We start from the raw sequence: 14,554 nt of genomic DNA on the forward strand, positions 1-14,554 counted from the left end.
CCCAGGGCCGAGCGCACAAGGGAACTAGCCTCCTTCGCCTGGCGTTGACCAGTAGAGAAGGGTCCACTGAACAGTGAGCAGCACCACGCAAAGGGTCCCCTGCCGCACCATTTGGAGGGCGTACCGTGCACCGCCGGCACAATGGGCTGAAGACCGCCGTACTCCTCGGGGGACTGTCCGCACTCATCCTCGTCATCGGCAGCTTCTTCGGCCGTACGGGCCTGCTCGTCGCGCTCCTCGTGGCGCTCGGCACCAATGCGTACGCCTACTGGAACAGCGACAAGCTGGCGCTGCGGGCCATGCGCGCCCGCCCCGTCAGTGAATTCGAGGCACCCGCGCTCTACCGCATCGTCCGCGAGCTGTCGACCGCCGCCCGCCAGCCCATGCCCCGCCTCTACATCTCGCCGACCCAGGCCCCCAATGCCTTCGCCACCGGCCGCAACCCGCGCAATGCCGCGGTCTGTTGCACCGAGGGGATCCTGCGGATCCTCGACGAACGCGAGCTGCGCGGCGTCATCGGCCACGAGCTGAGCCATGTCTACAACCGCGACATCCTCATCTCCTCGGTCGCCGGCGCGCTCGCCTCCGTGGTGATGTTCCTGGTGAACTTCGCCTGGCTGATCCCCATCGGCCGCTCCGACGACGACGAGGGTCCGGGCCTCGTCGGCATGCTGCTGGTCATGATCCTGGGCCCGCTGGCCGCTTCCGTGATCCAGCTCGCCGTCAGCCGTTCGCGCGAGTACGAGGCCGACACTTCGGGCGCTCAGCTCACCGGCGACCCGCTCGCCCTGGCGAGCGCCCTGCGCAAACTCGACGCCGGTACGAAGCAGTTGCCGCTGCCGCCCGAGCCGCGGCTGGAGACTGCGAGCCATATGATGATCGCGAATCCCTTCCGTCCAGGCCAGGGGCTCTCCAGAATGTTCTCCACCCACCCACCCATGGCGGAGCGCATCGCCAGACTCGAGCAAATGGCAGGTCACCGACCGTGAAGACAATCCTGAACGTCATATGGCTGATCCTGTGCGGCTTCTGGATGTTCCTCGGCTACCTGTTCGCCGGACTGCTGCTGTGCATCACCATCATCGGCATCCCCTTCGGCCTGGCCGCGTTCCGTATCGGTATCTACGCTCTCTGGCCCTTCGGCTACACCGTGGTCGAGCGCCGCGACGCCGGCGCGCCGTCCTGCGTCGGCAATGTGCTGTGGCTGGTCCTGGCCGGCTGGTGGCTGGCACTGGGCCACATCGTCACCGGCATCGCCCTGTTCATCACGATCATCGGCATCCCGTTGGCCATCGCCAACTTCAAGCTGATCCCGGTCTCCCTGCTGCCCTTCGGCAAGGAGATCGTCCGCACGGACCAGCCGTTCACCTCTCGTTAGGCGCGGAACGGCCCTTCGCCGACCGCCCTCGTAGCCGGGCCGTGCCGGGCGGAGTTCCGCGCCCGAATGTGAGGCTTCAGAGCCGCCGCACCCCGTACACCACCGCGCCCACCGCCAGCACTGCCGCGCCCGCGGCCACAGACGACAGTGGTAGCGCGAAAGCCAGCACCAGGCAACCGACAAGGCCAGTACTCGCCACTACTCGGCCCCGGGAACTCAGCGTCCAGGCCGAGGCGTTGGCGATTGTGTAGTACACCAGCACTCCGAACGACGAAAAGCCGATCGCCCCACGCACATCCGCCGTCGCCGCCACCACCGCGACGACCGCCCCCACGGCCAGCTCCGCACGGTGCGGCACCTGGAACCGCGGGTGCACGGCGGCCAGCGCTCCCGGCAGATGGCCGTCCCGGGCCATCGCCAGCGTCGTACGGGAGACGCCGAGAATCAGCGCGAGCAGAGACCCGAGCGCCGCCACCGCGGCCCCCACCCGAACGACGGGCGCCAGCCACTGGGCGCCCGCCGCCCGTACGGCATCGACGAGCGGAGCTGTCGCCCGCCCCAAATCACCGGCTCCCAGCACAGAGAGGACGGAGACCGCGACGCACACATAGACCACCAGAGCGATGCCCAGCGCCAGCGGGACGGCGCGCGGGATGGTACGTGCCGGATCGCGCACCTCCTCGCCCAGCGTGGCGATCCGCGCGTACCCGGCGAAGGCGAAGAACAGCAGCCCCGCCGCCTGCAGCACCCCGCCGGCCGAGGCGTCCGCGCCCACGTCCAGCCGTCCGAAGTCCGCAGCCCCCGACCCGAGGGAGACCACCACGACCGCCGCGAGGACCGCCAGCACCACAGCCACGATCGCCCGCGTCAGCCACGCCGACTTCTGAACGCCCCCATAGTTCACGGCAGTCAGCGCCGCCACCGCGGCGACCGCCACCGCGTGCGCCTGCCCCGGCCACGCGTAGGCCCCGACCGTCAGCGCCATCGCCGCACACGATGCCGTCTTCCCCACGACGAACGCCCAGCCCGCCAGATACCCCCAGAACGCGCCGAGCCGCTCCCGTCCGTACACGTAGGTCCCGCCGGATGCCGGATACAGGGCGGCGAGCCTTGCCGACGACATGGCGTTGCAGTACGCGACCACCGCGGCCAGCGCCAGGCCGAGCAACAGCCCCGACCCGGCAGCACTGGCCGCCGGGCCCAGCGCCACGAAGATGCCCGCCCCGACCATCGACCCCAGCCCGATCACGACCGCGTCGAAGACCCCCAGTGACCGCCGCAACTCCTGTGCCATGCGTCGCAGGCTACTGATCTCCGCAACCACGCCGTGTCCGGCCTGCGTCCTCCACGGCAACACCGTACGAAAGGCAGGTTCACGGCATGGGAATCATCAGCTGGCTCATCCTCGGACTGCTTGCCGGGGCCATAGCCAAGATCCTGCTCCCGGGACGCGACCCGGGCGGCCTGATCGGCACCACTCTCATCGGTATCGCCGGTGCCTTCACGGGCGGCTGGATATCGGCCCGCTTCCTGGACCGGCCGATCACCAATGAGTTCTACGACGGCGCCACTTGGGCCGCGGCCATCGGCGGCGCGCTCGTCCTGCTGATCGCCTACCGGATCGTGTTCGGCCACTCCCGCTCGCGCTAGCCGGCGCCGCTTCCGGGCCCTGCATGGTCCGCATCCGGACGCGGGCCCGGAAGCGGGCCCGGACGCGGACGCGCACCATCGACTCGGACCCGGCTCGAACCGGAGCCCGCCCCGGGTCCGCTCAGTCCGGCAGTCCGGTCTCCCGCAGGGTGATGTTCAGGCGTCCACCGCTCATCCCCGTCGCCGGGTCGGCCGTCCCCGCGTACACCTTCGGCACCCCGTGGTACGCGAAGCGCGACGGGCCTCCGAAGACGAACAGGTCCCCGGACGCCAGCTCCACATCCGTGTACGGCCGCCCCCGCGTCTCGGTGTTGCCGAACCGGAAGACGCAGCTGTCGCCGATGCTCAGCGACACCACCGGCGCACCGGACCGTTCCTCCTTGTCCCGGTGCATGCCCATCCTCGCCGCGCCGTCATAAAAGTTGATCAGCGCGGTGTCGGGGCTGTACTCGGCGGGGGAGCAACCCTGATCCTCCCCGTACGCCTCGACCAGTGCCCTACGCCCCAAGTCCACCAGCCAGTCCGGGAATTCGGCGACCCGTGCGCCGTTCACATCGTCCGCGGTACGGGAGTACCGGTACGGCTGCCAGTGCCATCCGACGCACACGGTCTGTACGGACATCACGCCGCCGCCCGGCAGCGCGGTGTGCCGAAGCGGTACGGGACCGCGCGCCCAGCTCCGGCATGCCTCGACCAGTTCCCGCTGCCGGTCCAAGGGGAGCCACCCCGGCACATGCACGGCGCCGGGGGCGACGACCGCCCGTTCCCTCGGGAACAGGGTTCCGCTCACGATGCCGCCAGGGCGCCTTCGAGCCCGAGGAGCCGCTCCTTGCGCTCAAGCCCGCCCGCGTACCCCCGAAGCGCCCCGTCCGCCCCGATCACCCGGTGGCACGGCCGTACGACCAGCAGCGGATTGCGACCGATCGCCGTCCCCACGGCGCGCACGCCCACCGCCGATGTGCCGACCCGCGCGGCGATCTCCCCGTACGTCGCCGTCTCCCCGTACGGAATCTCCTCCAGTGCCTGCCACACGCGCCGCTGGAACGCCGTTCCGCCGTCGACGTACTCGATCTCGAAGTGCGTCAGCCGGCCCTCGAAGTACGACGTGAGCTGGGTGCCGATCTCCTCGAAGGACTCCGGGGCACGCCGCCACCCGTCCTGGACGACGGGGGCGCCCTTCTGTCCGGGCAGTGAGAGCGAGGCGAGTGCGGTGCCGCCCTTCGCCGTGGCGGACTCCTCGCCGACCAGCAGCAAAGCGCCCAGCGGGCTGTCGATGGTCGCGTAGACCGTCATGGCTTGTCCTTCCCTCGCAGCGTGTCCTGCGTCCTACGCCTACGAGTCTGCGACCCCGGCCCCGCCGAAGCTGGCGGGATTTGGACGTCACACCTGCACAGGGCGGGGTTGGACGTCACACCTGCACAGGGCGGGGGCCGAGCGACCGAGCCGCTCCGCCCCCGGTCCGCCCGGCGCGCCCCGCCGGAGTCAGCGGTAGTTCACGTACTTACCGGATGAGCTCCTGACCTGCACGTGACCACCGAAAGGGGGTTTGACGTGCAGAAACTACTGACAGTATTTGCCACCATTTCACAGTGTTACGCGGCGCCTGGTGCCCTCGATGTGCCCTCGGGTGCCCGCGACCCTCCGCACTCCCGCCGGTCCACACCCTGTGGACACGGCGGCGCCGCCGGATGCTCGAACATCACGACGGCGCCTTGATCCGAAGCCCCTTCGCATCAAGGGAGTCCAGACCCATGCGTGACCTTACCCAGCCCCACGACGTACGCGATCTCCTCGCCGCCGTCCTCGAAGCCCTCGAAATCCCCCACCCCGCCACCCTCGGAGACAGCGAGCAGCACGCCCGCGTGCTCGCCGACCGCGTGATGCACACCGTGATCGCCCTGCGCAGCACGCTGGACGGCAACCCGCTCGGCATCGAGTGGACCGTGGCGTATCTGCGGGAGCGACTCGCCGAGCACCCGCCCACCGGCTACCGCCACTACGGCACCCCGCGCACCGAGGCCACCCAGTGAGCCGCCGTCACCGCGCCGGCTGCATCCGAGGCGAGCGAGGCCGAGCCCTGCGCTATCGCCTCGCCCGCCGCGACGGCCGCCGCTGCTTCTACTGCCGTACGCCGTTCGCGGACGTCACGATGGCGACGCTCGACCACTACGTCCCGTACTGCCTGTGGCCCACCAACCGGCCCTTCAACCTGGTGCTCGCCTGCGAGCCCTGCAACGGGGCGAAGGGCTCGGCGCTGCCGCTCGGCCTGGTGCTGCTCCTCGGCGGCCGTGACGCATGGGGGGTGGCTGCGTGAGCACCCCGCCGAAGCCCGGCAAGGGCCTGTCAGTGCGCGTCGACGAGACGCTGTATGACGACCTCGCCGTGATGATGCGCGCCGGTATTACAGCGTCAGACGCCGTCCGTGAAGCGGTCTCCCTGATCGCCGGGGCGTGGCGCCACGCGTGGGAGTCCGGTCACTACCCCGAAGGCGTCATGCCGCAGGTCACAGACTGCGGACTGGCCCCGTACGACGCGCGTATGACAGCCCCCGTCGCGCCCGCGGACCCGCGTAATACGAGCCCGTCCGGGACGGGGTGAGCCGGTTGCTGCTCGCCGCGTTCTTCGCTGGCTCCGCGCTGCTCGCGCTGTTCGGCCTCTGCGCCGTCGCGCTCCACGACGTGCCCCGTATTACAGGCACCGTCGCCCTGATCTTGACTCTCGCGGCGCTCGGCGTCGCCATCCTCCACTGAGGACACCGTGAACATCACCACCAACATCGTTACCCTCGGCGGCGTCGTCGTCGGCCTGGCCCTGCTCCTCCTGACCGTCCTCAAGTGGGTGTTCCGCGAGAAGCGGCGCCCCTCCGCGATCGCCCCGTTCCTGCTCGCCCTCGCCTACGGCATGCTCCTCGTCCTGTCCGCCGGCGGCATCCTCGGCTCGATCGCGGACATCACCCTGTGGGGCGCGAACGGCCTCGGTGACCTGACCCTCGTGTGGGGCGTCGGCGGTGGCACGCAGAACGTCACCCGCGCCTCGCAGATGGCACTGACAAACGGCGGGCACGCCATCGTCATCCTGCTGACCGTCACCCTGATCGGCCTGTGGAAGTTCGCGGGCAAGGTCCCGAACGGCAAGCTCGCCGCGGGTGTTGTGTGCGGCATCTGCCTCGGCCTGTCCGGTGCGATCGCCGGGGCCGCCGCGGTACCGCTCGCGTCCGGGGCGAACCTCCTCGGCCTCAGCCTCATGGCAGTGCTGTGATGGGCCTGCGGCGCGTACTGGCGCGCATCGCAGGCGGATCGGGGCTGCTGGCCCGCCAGTTCGGCCGATGGCTGCTGCCCGGCACGGGGAAGGCCGCTGCCGGTCGTCTGACCGGGACGCTCGCCGGAACGTGGATGCTCGGCGGCATGGCTCTGGCCGCGCCGGGCCTCATGTGGGCCCTGGCTGGCGGCTGGTGCGTCGCAGCGTGGCGTACGGGCGCGGCGGAGGCGCGCGCGCAGGCGGCTCAGGCCGCGTTCGTCCAGTGGATCCGCGACCAGATCGGCGACCGCAACGGCGTGCTCCTCGCCGAGCTGCTGGCCGGACTGCACGCCGCAGACATGCATCTCGACTGGGACGTGACCGACGTGCGCGCGGTCGTCGAGCGGCTCGGCATCCCCGTCCGTGACTCGCTGAAGGTCGCGGGCTCGGTGTCGATCGGGGTGCACGTGGACGACCTCACGGCCGTGTGGGACGTACAGCTATCCCCTCCCTCGGGCAAGGTCCACAACCCCTCCCCTGCCGGGTTGACCAGCGACAACTACCCAACTACCCCGCGAGTGGAGCGCACGGCAGAAGGGGCTCAGATCACCGTCTACCCGGTGTGATGACGCTCCCTGAAAGTGACCACCGGGTGCTCTGAGGTGGGGGCAAACCTGCTCTGTTGATCTCCCCATTTGCTCGGTGTGTCGGAGTGGGTGGGTGTTCAACGGGAGGGCCTGCGTGCGCATGAAGTACGGCCTGTTCGGGGGCCTGAATGCTCGCGCAGGAGGAAGACGTGGACGCTCATGCTCTGCGTCGGCAGGGCTGGACGATCTCAGCGATCGCTCGCCAGCGAATCCAGGTCCGGACCTCTCGGCCTGCCGCCAGGCCGACATCGACGCCTGACACGCCGAGCACAACGAGCACGGGCGGCCTCGGCCTGGGCAGTAGCCCGCAAGCCCGCTGAGGGACGCCGCACCCCCCGCCAACCGCTGCGGCGCCCGCCTGCGTTCCGCGGCTACAACCGTGCACCCGTACGATTATGATCCGAACAGGCTTAGCCCGTACCACGGTTGGAAAAGATGTGACTCTTCTCCGTTCCTTGTCACCCCCCGGGCATGTACGGATGACGTCGTTCGCCATCGCAGTGACGGGCGTGGTCCTGCTGGTGAGCAGCTGTACGGCGAGCGGGGAGCCCGTGAGCGCCGGCCGCACGTCGGCCGCCTCCGCCCCGGCGCAGCTGTGGCCCGATCGGAAGCGCGCGTCGCAACCCGAGCCCGGACGGGGGGAGGACCTGCCTGCGGCCGTTCCTGGGGTGCCCCGCGTGCCATCGGGGGACATCCGCAAGGCGAACCTGCTCACCGTCGTGAGGGCGCAGGTGGCCGCGGGTTCCGCTTTCGACGGGGAGCCGCTGTTCGACGCCGACACCACGCGGAAGATCGACGCATGCGCCTCCGAGCCGGCGCACTGTCCGGTGTGGACACCGCAGTACCGGGATCTGACGGGCGATGGGGAGGTCGATTTGATAGTCGGCATCGAGACGCCGGACGATTCCCTGGCACTGTGGGTCTTCAAGCTCAACGACGGGGTGGTGACCTGGATCATGGATGCCGGCTCGGCTGTGGGGTCGGTGGAGATCGCGAACGGCGATCTGATCCTGCGGGAGCCCACGGGCACGCCCGGGTACGAGATGCGCACGGTGTACGGGTGGGACGCCCGGAAGCAAACCATGGCCCTGCGCGCAATGGAGTTCGACCAAGCAGACTCCGCCGCCCCCGCCCCGAAGCGCACGCCGTGAGCGCCCGCCGGGCGCGGCTGCGCCTGCCCGCCTGGATGGCGACGCTCTACTGGAAGTTCGCCGTCTTCGTCATCGTCATGTGTTGCGTTCTCGCCGCGGTGGTCGGCGTCCTGGTACACATCCTGGTCGGCCGGCAGATCGAAAGCCAGGCCCGCAGTGCGGCCTTGACCGAACTGGACTCCGTCGCAGACGCGTACGTCGCCGGGGAACCCCTCGGCCGCAACGCCGCGGTGAATCCCGCGGACCTCCCCGCCTCGCTCCGCGCCATGGCACTGCGGGATGAGCGCGGCACACAGCTCGCCGACCACAAGGGCCGCCCGGCAATGTGGGCCGTCGCCCCCGCCGACGGCAAGGCGCTGGCCATCCATGTCGACTACACCCAGCAAGCCGCCGCGCTCCGCGGGCTGGACCGGGCCATCATCGGCTCTTCAGCCCTCGCGATCGCCCTCACACTCATCGTCGGGCTGCTCGCCGTCTCCCGTATCACCCGTCGGCTGCGCCACACCGCCCAGGTGGCTCGCAGAATCAGCACCGGTGATCTCGACGCCCGCGTGGACGATCCCTGTGTCCTACGTCCCGAATATGCCCAGGACGAGGCAGCCGCGGTGGCGGCCGCACTCGACGCGATGGCCGCCACCTTGCAGGCCAAGTTGCACAGCGAGCAGCGTTTCACCGCCGACGTGGCTCATGAGCTGCGCACCCCGCTCACCGGGCTGCGCGTGGCGGCAGAGCTGCTCCCGCCCGGCCGACCGACCGAGATGGTGCAGGACCGTATCCGGACCATGGGCCGACTGACCGAGGATCTGCTGGAGATCTCCCGCTTGGATGCGGAGGTGGAGCAGGCCGACATCGACGTTCATCAACTGGGGCCGCTGGCCGAGCGGGCGGTGCTGGCCACCGGGCTGGAGGCCGAGGTCCGCATTAAGCGGGACACCCGGGTGGAGACCGACCAGCGAAGGCTCCAGCGTGTGCTGGGGAACCTCGTCTCCAACGCCCACAAACACGGCCGTCTGCCGGTGGTCCTGACAGTCGAAGGCCAGGTCATCACCGTGCGGGACCACGGGGACGGCTACCCTGGCTATCTCCTCGACCACGGCCCCCAGCGGTTCAGGAGCCAGTCCAGCAGCGGCAAGAAAACCGGTCACGGCCTCGGGCTGACCATCGCCATCGGGCAAGCCCAAATCCTCGGGGCCGCGCTGCGGTTCTCGAACGCGCCTGACGGCGGAGCCGTCGCCGAACTCGCACTCCCCGCCGAGCCCGGAGTAGCCGCTTCACCAGCCAACATCCCCGGCAACTCATAGACCAACGGTGGTTTGTTGGGACGACGCATTGAGGTTCAGCGCCTGGTCCCTGTTGACGGCGGCGATCAGGGCTTGGCGGGCGGGGGCGCCGTGGACTATGCCGGCCACCAGCGTTGAAGCACGATGCCAGGTGCGGATGGATCTGCGTGAGCAGGCCGCGCATGCGGATGGAGACGCGGGTGGCTTCGCCGGCCAGGTCACCGTCACGCTCATCGCGTAGCGACGCCGCAGGCGCCCTTGACGGGGCGTCACGGTCCGCACACTTCACAAGCGGGCGGCCCCGTCACAGTTGCCCCAGGCACCCCACTGGGGAACGAAGAGCAGCACTGGTTGTTTTCAGAGGTTCTCATCAGGTGCGCGGGGACGTGGATGACTCATGATCCGACGCCTGCTGAGCGCCGCCGCTGATCTCGTGTACTGCGCGGTCTGTGGCTGGTGGTACCCGCCGCACAGCCACTGATCGTCCCCAGCCCGCAGCAGCAGCACGCAGGCCCCCGCAACTCTCCTGCGGGGGCCTGCGTGCGCGCCGTCGTTGTGCACCTCGGTGCAGCGTGGGTCGGGGTCTCTTCTGCGGATGGCTCTACAGGTCCGGGCTGTAGTCGCAGAGCTCTCGGGGGCAGTCCCACATCAGAGTGCCGACCGGGTCAAGTTCGCCGCCCTTCAGATCCGGGACCGGAGTCCACGCAGGGCGGTATCGGTGGCCGCAAGCGGGGCAGGGGCTGCGGCGCATGTTGTTGTGCTCGGACTGGGTGCATCTGCGTGCTCGCTCTCGTTCCATACGGCAACCGTGGCACGGGACCCGCGAGTCGTTGCCCCCGCTCGGATCGTGGCCATATGCAGTGCTGACGGTCCCGGAACAAAGAACGGCCCCCGAGGCGCGGACACGCGTACGCGCTTCGGGGGCCGCTCGATGGCCCCGGCCTGCCCCATGACGGGGGACGAGTGGCAGACCGGGGCCAGGCAGCGAGACGCCCGTACTGCTCTGCCAACCGGGCGTCTCGCTTCCGCGCCCGCGCGGCCCTATCGGAGTAGCGCGCGGGCACGGGGATCAGGGGCTCATCGGTTCGGCGGGCAGACTTTGTGGACGTGGAGGTCAGGCCCGGCGCCGGAGTCGGAGAACTTTTGCAGCGTCTCGTAGTCCTGGTCGCGGCTGATGGGCTGCTGGCAGCGGGCGCAGATCACGACTCCTCCCGGTGCAGCGGGTTGCCCGGGGCGGGCACGGTGCGGAAGAAGGCTGTCGTCGTCGCACGGAACGAGCGGTGATCCGTGTTCCGGCCCGTGTGCCCCAGCGCCCACAGCTCCGGGTCCGTCTTGCTGTCGCTGGCCTGCGAACCCTCGCCGCACGTCGTGCATGCCAGCTCGAAGATCGGCCCGGACGCGCCGGCCGTACGGTCGATGCCGAGGATCCAGTCGGCAAGCTTGATGACCGACCTCATGACGTCGCCCTCACCCGGCAGCGAGGACAGGAGCAGTCCGGATAGGCAAGGCTCTCGGGGATCCGGTCGGCGTCGCCCTTCGGCACAGTGACGGTCGCCCCGGCAGAGCGTTTCTGCCCGTCGCGGCCCACTCGGTACACCTTGATCGTCATCACGGGTTGTCTCCCCAGCCGTCAGTGATCAGCTCCTTACTGACGGTAGGCCCGTGTGAGTCACCTCATGGGTACGGTCCGTACCCCCTTGGTTTCGGTACAAGTTGTACCTACGCAGGTACCCCCCACTCCCGCGCGAGCGTCCGCGCGGTCGGCCGGATCGCCGCCGGCCCCGACTCCACAAGGTCCGCAACCGTGCTGCGGGCGAAGAGGTTGTAGCGCGCCGTCTCCGGTGACGTCTCGTAAGCGCGGCTGAGGAAGTGCACGACCGCGACGTCCTCGCCCGCAAGGCTGTGCGCACGGGCCTGCTCGATGGAATGGAAGCCGCGGCGGGTGGCCGAGGGCATGGTCTCCAAGTCCAGATTTGCGGCGGCCGCAACAGCGGGCCCGCTCTGGGCCATGTCCACGTTCATCGTCAGCTGATAGGCGTCCACCATGCCCCGCCCGAAGATCAGATAAGGGTGGCTGTAGGCGTCGCCAAGGGTGCGCGCCGCGTCGTCCGCCTTGTTCCAGTGGTACTCGGCGCTGCCCTTCTTGCCGACCTTCGCGTACGACAGTGCCGCCGCCAGGTGCAGCAGACCGTGCCGGGCCGTGTCCTCCTCGCCGCGGTCCGGGCGCAGCAGCTCGGCGGCCTTCATCGCCAGCTCGACGCGCGCCTCGTGCGCCTCGCCCGCGTCCCGGTAGATGTGGTTCATGTACCAGGCGGCCCCGGCGATGGCCTGTGGGCTGTCTGCGTCCTGCGCGGCGGCCATGGCTCGGTCGCCGGTCAGCATGACCAGCTCGGGGGCGGGCTGGAAGCTGAGATACAGCTGAGTGAGGTGGTAGGTCTCAGCGAGCGCCGCCAGGGCCCGGCGCCGTTCTGTGCCTTCCAGCGCGCGGCTGGCGTGTTGAGCGTCGGCGAGCAGGCCGGGCAGCACGTCAGCCACATTGGTGCGGTGGTCGCCGATGCCGTGCCACATGAGCCACGCCTGCCGTACGCGGGCGGCCAGTTCGGCGGCTCGGGGTGGCTCGTCGCCTGCTGTCTGGAAGGTGTAGGTGGTGAGGGAGTTCTTCACCCGCTGGAGTGAGGGGTGAGCGACGTTGCGGTAGGTGGATGCGGTGACGCGGTCGTCGCCCGTGAGGTCGGCGAGGGACTGAACATCGAGGACGTCGGCCATGCGCATCAGCATGGGCAGGCGCGGCATGCGCAGGCGGCCTGACTCGATCGCCTTCCACCATTCGTAGGACTTGCCGACGCGTGCGGCCGCTGTAGCGCGTGTTACGCCCTTGCGCTCTCGTGCGCGCCGGACGCGCTCGCCGAAGGTGCGTACGTCTGCCTGAGTGTCGTTGGGATCGGGCATACTGGGCTCCGTTCTGACCTAGACACTCAGAACGCTACTCCCCTTCTTTGAAGGGGAAATGACGAATGCGCCCCCTCCTGGCTCTGCCTGGAGGGGGCGTCGTGCATCACGGGCGGCCCGCCCCGAAGGACGGGCGAGGGGTTAGGCGAAACGGCCGGGCTGCGGAAAGCGGGAGTGCGCCACGCTGTGCGTTCGGGCGGCCGCGGACGTCCGCTGTCCCTCTGTCTCCCTCGCGTCCCGAAGGCGGATGAGCTGAGGCAGGGCCTGTACCTCCTGCGGCGGCCGTACGGCGCGGCACGCCTGCACCGCGAGCCGGTGATCTGGCTTCGTGGACGTGCCCGCGAGAGCTGCCCGCAGCTCTGTCACCTCTTCGAGGTAGCCGGCCGTTGTCAGGTGCTGGTTCGCCCAATCGCGGATGGCGTGCCACTCCGAGTTGTCCACGATCGCCGTGAGGGCACCGCGGCGTGCGGCGTCGTCGTCCCACCGCTCCGCGTCCTGGAGCATGCGTACGCGGCCGGGCCGGTCGGTCGAGTTGGCCTTGTCGAAGGCGGCTCGGAAGGCGGTCATCAGGACAGCACGGTCCGCTGGGGTTGCGTCCGCGGGGATGCCCGGCCCGATGGGAACGAGCTGCTCCAGGTGCTCCAGGCGGGCTCTGCGCCGCTCCGTGAGCCCGTCCCACGCGGTCTGAAGCGCCGTGACGTACGTGGTGTACGCGGCATCGACCGCCTCGGCCTTCGCGAGGTCGGACAGCCGGTACTCGGACCGGGCGGTCTGGACGGCGGCGAGGTACGCGGTCTGTGCCTCGCGGGCGGCCGTGACGTCTGGGTCCTGGTCGTGTGTGGGCATCGGCTTGGGGGGCATCATGCGGCCTTCCTGTGGGAGCGGGCGAGGTGCTCGGCGTCGTCGGGATGCCACAGCCCCCGTGCGGCGGCCGTAACGCCGTGCTGTGCAGCCAGGCGCCGAAGGTGCCGACCGGTCACCCCGAGGCGGCCGGCAAGCTCCTCGGTGGTGACCAGGGCACGCGTTGAGGGTGCGCCGATGTCCGCTGGTGTCCGCTCCGCATGTCCGCTCGCGGACGTGAGGTGTTCGAGGCCCGCCGCGCGCAACGCGTCGAGAGCCGCGGCGACTTCGGGCCGGACCTGTCCCCCGTCCGCGCGATGCCGGGCCAGCTGCGCGCGCAGAGCCAGCCACAGGGGGTGGCAGACCTCTGCGGGCAGGAACACGCCGCCGGCCTCGATGACCGCTGGCCTATGCGACGTCGTCACCATGCGGCCCCTCGGCTGCGCGGTGCAGCAGCTCGGCCCGCAGCGCGTCAGCGGCACGGGAGCGTCGGCCGGTGTCCTGCCAGCGGGTGCCGCGCGGCATCAGGAAGCCCACGGCGAGGGCTGCGAGGCCGGATACGACGTGCCCGAGGTCGTCCTCGTTGAGGTCGACCAGGAGCGCGTCAACGTCCTCGTACCGGTCGTCAGCAATGGTGGCGAGGATCGCCCATACACGGTCCCGGATCTGCCCTTGGTTCATGGCTGGTCGTCCCCCTGCGGAGGCTCCAGAACTGGCGGGCGCGTCGCCTCGGGGTACTGCTCCTGATCGGCCCCGTGCTGCGCCTGGAGCATCTTGAAGAGGTTGCCGAGCATGCTGCCCACTTCCGCGGACTCGTCCGGCGGCCCGTCCACGCTGATGATCCGTACGTGCGCGTTCGTGAGCACTGCGACGGAGCGGGCCAGGTCGAAAAAGTCCCGCGGCTCGCTGGTCCGGTGCAGACGTACACGGGCCTCTGCAACGTCATCGAGCAGGTTGCCCGCCAGGTTCACGCGGGCCGCCTTCTGATCAATGACGCGGGCCTCCACGGCAATCGCGGTGGCCGTGCGGTCGAAGGAGACGCCGGCCGCGGTGCAGATACGGGTGACGCTGGCTGGGGACACCCCGGTCTGTCGTGCCACCTCGTTCCGTGAGGCGCCGGACCGGGCGGCAGCGAGGACGGCCTCGCGTTGTTCGGGGGTGAGGGGTGCGGGCATCGGCGTTGATCTCCTCTCGCGCGTAAGGCTTGGACTGGACCGTCCGCGCGGTCAGGGCTGGCGGGTGGCGTCGTGGTTCAGGTGGTCGGCCATGGGGTTCCGTTCCGTCTGTGTGGCGCATGTGACTGCTCGACCGCGTCCCCGTCCCCTATAGAACGGGGGACGGGGGACGGGGTCGTTTGACGTCGTCCCGGACGGGGTGGGGACGGGGTGGGACGGGGTCGCGGAATCAGCGGTTTGTGCAGGC

At 69.9% G+C, this 14,554-nt stretch carries 20 protein-coding genes; 11 read left to right on the forward strand and 9 right to left on the reverse strand.

The window, feature by feature from the left end; translation table 11 throughout:
- Window positions 1-125: 125 nt before the first annotated feature.
- Together htpX and ACFYXH_RS00805 are read left to right on the forward strand one after the other, a co-directional pair.
- A complete protein-coding gene (gene htpX, locus ACFYXH_RS00800; protein ID WP_389559463.1) occupies window positions 126-989 on the forward strand; it encodes a zinc metalloprotease HtpX in 864 nt (287 codons plus the stop codon).
- A complete protein-coding gene (locus ACFYXH_RS00805) occupies window positions 986-1,378 on the forward strand; it encodes a YccF domain-containing protein (protein ID WP_389559465.1) in 393 nt (130 codons plus the stop codon). Before htpX ends, ACFYXH_RS00805 begins: the two co-directional genes overlap by 4 nt.
- A 76-nt stretch (window positions 1,379-1,454) precedes the next feature.
- Here the strand turns inward: ACFYXH_RS00805 and ACFYXH_RS00810 are convergent, their stop codons facing one another.
- Window positions 1,455-2,672, reverse strand: coding sequence for an APC family permease (locus tag ACFYXH_RS00810; RefSeq protein WP_389559467.1), 1,218 nt, complete (start codon window positions 2,670-2,672; stop codon window positions 1,455-1,457).
- A gap of 86 nt (window positions 2,673-2,758) precedes the next feature.
- Here ACFYXH_RS00810 and ACFYXH_RS00815 point away from each other — a divergent pair, with 86 nt between their 5' ends.
- A complete protein-coding gene (locus tag ACFYXH_RS00815; RefSeq protein ID WP_389559469.1) occupies window positions 2,759-3,028 on the forward strand; it encodes a GlsB/YeaQ/YmgE family stress response membrane protein in 270 nt (89 codons plus the stop codon).
- A 121-nt stretch (window positions 3,029-3,149) separates the two neighbouring features.
- Here the strand turns inward: ACFYXH_RS00815 and ACFYXH_RS00820 are convergent, their stop codons facing one another.
- Both ACFYXH_RS00820 and ACFYXH_RS00825 read right to left on the reverse strand, forming a co-directional pair.
- On the reverse strand, window positions 3,150-3,818 hold the full coding sequence (locus ACFYXH_RS00820; protein WP_389559471.1) for an alpha-ketoglutarate-dependent dioxygenase AlkB family protein: 669 nt from the start codon (window positions 3,816-3,818) through the stop codon (window positions 3,150-3,152).
- Window positions 3,815-4,321, reverse strand: coding sequence for a methylated-DNA--[protein]-cysteine S-methyltransferase (locus ACFYXH_RS00825; protein WP_389559473.1), 507 nt, complete (start codon window positions 4,319-4,321; stop codon window positions 3,815-3,817). The genes ACFYXH_RS00820 and ACFYXH_RS00825 overlap by 4 nt, the downstream gene beginning before the upstream one ends.
- 458 nt (window positions 4,322-4,779) lie before the next feature.
- Here ACFYXH_RS00825 and ACFYXH_RS00830 point away from each other — a divergent pair, with 458 nt between their 5' ends.
- The 8 genes from ACFYXH_RS00830 to ACFYXH_RS00865 all read left to right on the forward strand — a co-directional run bounded on the left by ACFYXH_RS00830 (window position 4,780) and on the right by ACFYXH_RS00865 (window position 9,364).
- Window positions 4,780-5,058, forward strand: a complete 279-nt coding sequence (locus ACFYXH_RS00830; RefSeq protein ID WP_389559475.1) for a hypothetical protein — start codon at window positions 4,780-4,782, stop codon at window positions 5,056-5,058.
- The gene (locus ACFYXH_RS00835; RefSeq protein ID WP_389559477.1) at window positions 5,055-5,342 is read left to right on the forward strand and encodes an HNH endonuclease; all 288 of its coding nucleotides are present in this window, start codon (window positions 5,055-5,057) and stop codon (window positions 5,340-5,342) included. Before ACFYXH_RS00830 ends, ACFYXH_RS00835 begins: the two co-directional genes overlap by 4 nt.
- Complete coding sequence (locus ACFYXH_RS00840; RefSeq protein ID WP_389559479.1) at window positions 5,339-5,626, forward strand: hypothetical protein; 288 nt, start codon at window positions 5,339-5,341, stop codon at window positions 5,624-5,626. The genes ACFYXH_RS00835 and ACFYXH_RS00840 overlap by 4 nt, the downstream gene beginning before the upstream one ends.
- Entirely contained in the window at window positions 5,623-5,778 is a 156-nt protein-coding gene (locus ACFYXH_RS00845; protein ID WP_389559481.1) for a hypothetical protein, read from the forward strand. Before ACFYXH_RS00840 ends, ACFYXH_RS00845 begins: the two co-directional genes overlap by 4 nt.
- Before the next feature lie 7 nt (window positions 5,779-5,785).
- Window positions 5,786-6,286, forward strand: coding sequence for a hypothetical protein (locus ACFYXH_RS00850; RefSeq protein WP_389559483.1), 501 nt, complete (start codon window positions 5,786-5,788; stop codon window positions 6,284-6,286).
- The gene (locus ACFYXH_RS00855; RefSeq protein WP_389559484.1) at window positions 6,286-6,891 is read left to right on the forward strand and encodes a hypothetical protein; all 606 of its coding nucleotides are present in this window, start codon (window positions 6,286-6,288) and stop codon (window positions 6,889-6,891) included. Before ACFYXH_RS00850 ends, ACFYXH_RS00855 begins: the two co-directional genes overlap by 1 nt.
- 500 nt (window positions 6,892-7,391) lie before the next feature.
- Window positions 7,392-8,063, forward strand: coding sequence for a hypothetical protein (locus ACFYXH_RS00860; RefSeq protein ID WP_389559486.1), 672 nt, complete (start codon window positions 7,392-7,394; stop codon window positions 8,061-8,063).
- A gap of 35 nt (window positions 8,064-8,098) precedes the next feature.
- Window positions 8,099-9,364, forward strand: a complete 1,266-nt coding sequence (locus tag ACFYXH_RS00865; protein WP_389560611.1) for an ATP-binding protein — start codon at window positions 8,099-8,101, stop codon at window positions 9,362-9,364.
- Between the two features lie 1,178 nt (window positions 9,365-10,542).
- On the opposite strand, the gene ACFYXH_RS00870 is transcribed toward ACFYXH_RS00865, so the two are convergent.
- From ACFYXH_RS00870 to ACFYXH_RS00895, 6 genes are all read right to left on the reverse strand, one after another.
- Entirely contained in the window at window positions 10,543-10,800 is a 258-nt protein-coding gene (locus tag ACFYXH_RS00870; RefSeq protein ID WP_389559488.1) for a hypothetical protein, read from the reverse strand.
- A 262-nt stretch (window positions 10,801-11,062) separates the two neighbouring features.
- Window positions 11,063-12,292, reverse strand: a complete 1,230-nt coding sequence (locus ACFYXH_RS00875) for a multiprotein-bridging factor 1 family protein (protein WP_389559489.1) — start codon at window positions 12,290-12,292, stop codon at window positions 11,063-11,065.
- A 141-nt stretch (window positions 12,293-12,433) separates the two neighbouring features.
- Entirely contained in the window at window positions 12,434-13,156 is a 723-nt protein-coding gene (locus tag ACFYXH_RS00880) for a hypothetical protein (RefSeq protein WP_389559491.1), read from the reverse strand.
- The gene (locus ACFYXH_RS00885) at window positions 13,153-13,557 is read right to left on the reverse strand and encodes a hypothetical protein (RefSeq protein WP_389559492.1); all 405 of its coding nucleotides are present in this window, start codon (window positions 13,555-13,557) and stop codon (window positions 13,153-13,155) included. The genes ACFYXH_RS00880 and ACFYXH_RS00885 overlap by 4 nt, the downstream gene beginning before the upstream one ends.
- Window positions 13,541-13,813, reverse strand: coding sequence for a hypothetical protein (locus ACFYXH_RS00890; RefSeq protein WP_389559494.1), 273 nt, complete (start codon window positions 13,811-13,813; stop codon window positions 13,541-13,543). Before ACFYXH_RS00890 ends, ACFYXH_RS00885 begins: the two co-directional genes overlap by 17 nt.
- On the reverse strand, window positions 13,810-14,307 hold the full coding sequence (locus tag ACFYXH_RS00895; RefSeq protein ID WP_389559496.1) for a hypothetical protein: 498 nt from the start codon (window positions 14,305-14,307) through the stop codon (window positions 13,810-13,812). Before ACFYXH_RS00895 ends, ACFYXH_RS00890 begins: the two co-directional genes overlap by 4 nt.
- Between the last annotated feature and the right edge of the window lie 247 nt (window positions 14,308-14,554).

The organism is Streptomyces sp. NPDC002730 (assembly GCF_042888805.1).
GTDB lineage: Bacteria > Actinomycetota > Actinomycetes > Streptomycetales > Streptomycetaceae > Streptomyces.

Coding starts and splice junctions, on each gene's coding strand:
- ACFYXH_RS00860 (WP_389559486.1), top strand. CDS start 7,392: ATGACGTCGTTCGCCATCGCAGTGACGGGCGTGGTCCTGCTGGTGAGC.
- ACFYXH_RS00855 (WP_389559484.1), top strand. CDS start 6,286: ATGGGCCTGCGGCGCGTACTGGCGCGCATCGCAGGCGGATCGGGGCTG.
- ACFYXH_RS00895 (WP_389559496.1), bottom strand. CDS start 14,307: ATGCCCGCACCCCTCACCCCCGAACAACGCGAGGCCGTCCTCGCTGCC.
- ACFYXH_RS00870 (WP_389559488.1), bottom strand. CDS start 10,800: ATGAGGTCGGTCATCAAGCTTGCCGACTGGATCCTCGGCATCGACCGT.
- ACFYXH_RS00825 (WP_389559473.1), bottom strand. CDS start 4,321: ATGACGGTCTACGCGACCATCGACAGCCCGCTGGGCGCTTTGCTGCTG.
- ACFYXH_RS00865 (WP_389560611.1), top strand. CDS start 8,099: ATGGCGACGCTCTACTGGAAGTTCGCCGTCTTCGTCATCGTCATGTGT.
- ACFYXH_RS00815 (WP_389559469.1), top strand. CDS start 2,759: ATGGGAATCATCAGCTGGCTCATCCTCGGACTGCTTGCCGGGGCCATA.
- ACFYXH_RS00810 (WP_389559467.1), bottom strand. CDS start 2,672: ATGGCACAGGAGTTGCGGCGGTCACTGGGGGTCTTCGACGCGGTCGTG.
- ACFYXH_RS00890 (WP_389559494.1), bottom strand. CDS start 13,813: ATGAACCAAGGGCAGATCCGGGACCGTGTATGGGCGATCCTCGCCACC.
- ACFYXH_RS00875 (WP_389559489.1), bottom strand. CDS start 12,292: ATGCCCGATCCCAACGACACTCAGGCAGACGTACGCACCTTCGGCGAG.
- ACFYXH_RS00880 (WP_389559491.1), bottom strand. CDS start 13,156: ATGATGCCCCCCAAGCCGATGCCCACACACGACCAGGACCCAGACGTC.
- ACFYXH_RS00830 (WP_389559475.1), top strand. CDS start 4,780: ATGCGTGACCTTACCCAGCCCCACGACGTACGCGATCTCCTCGCCGCC.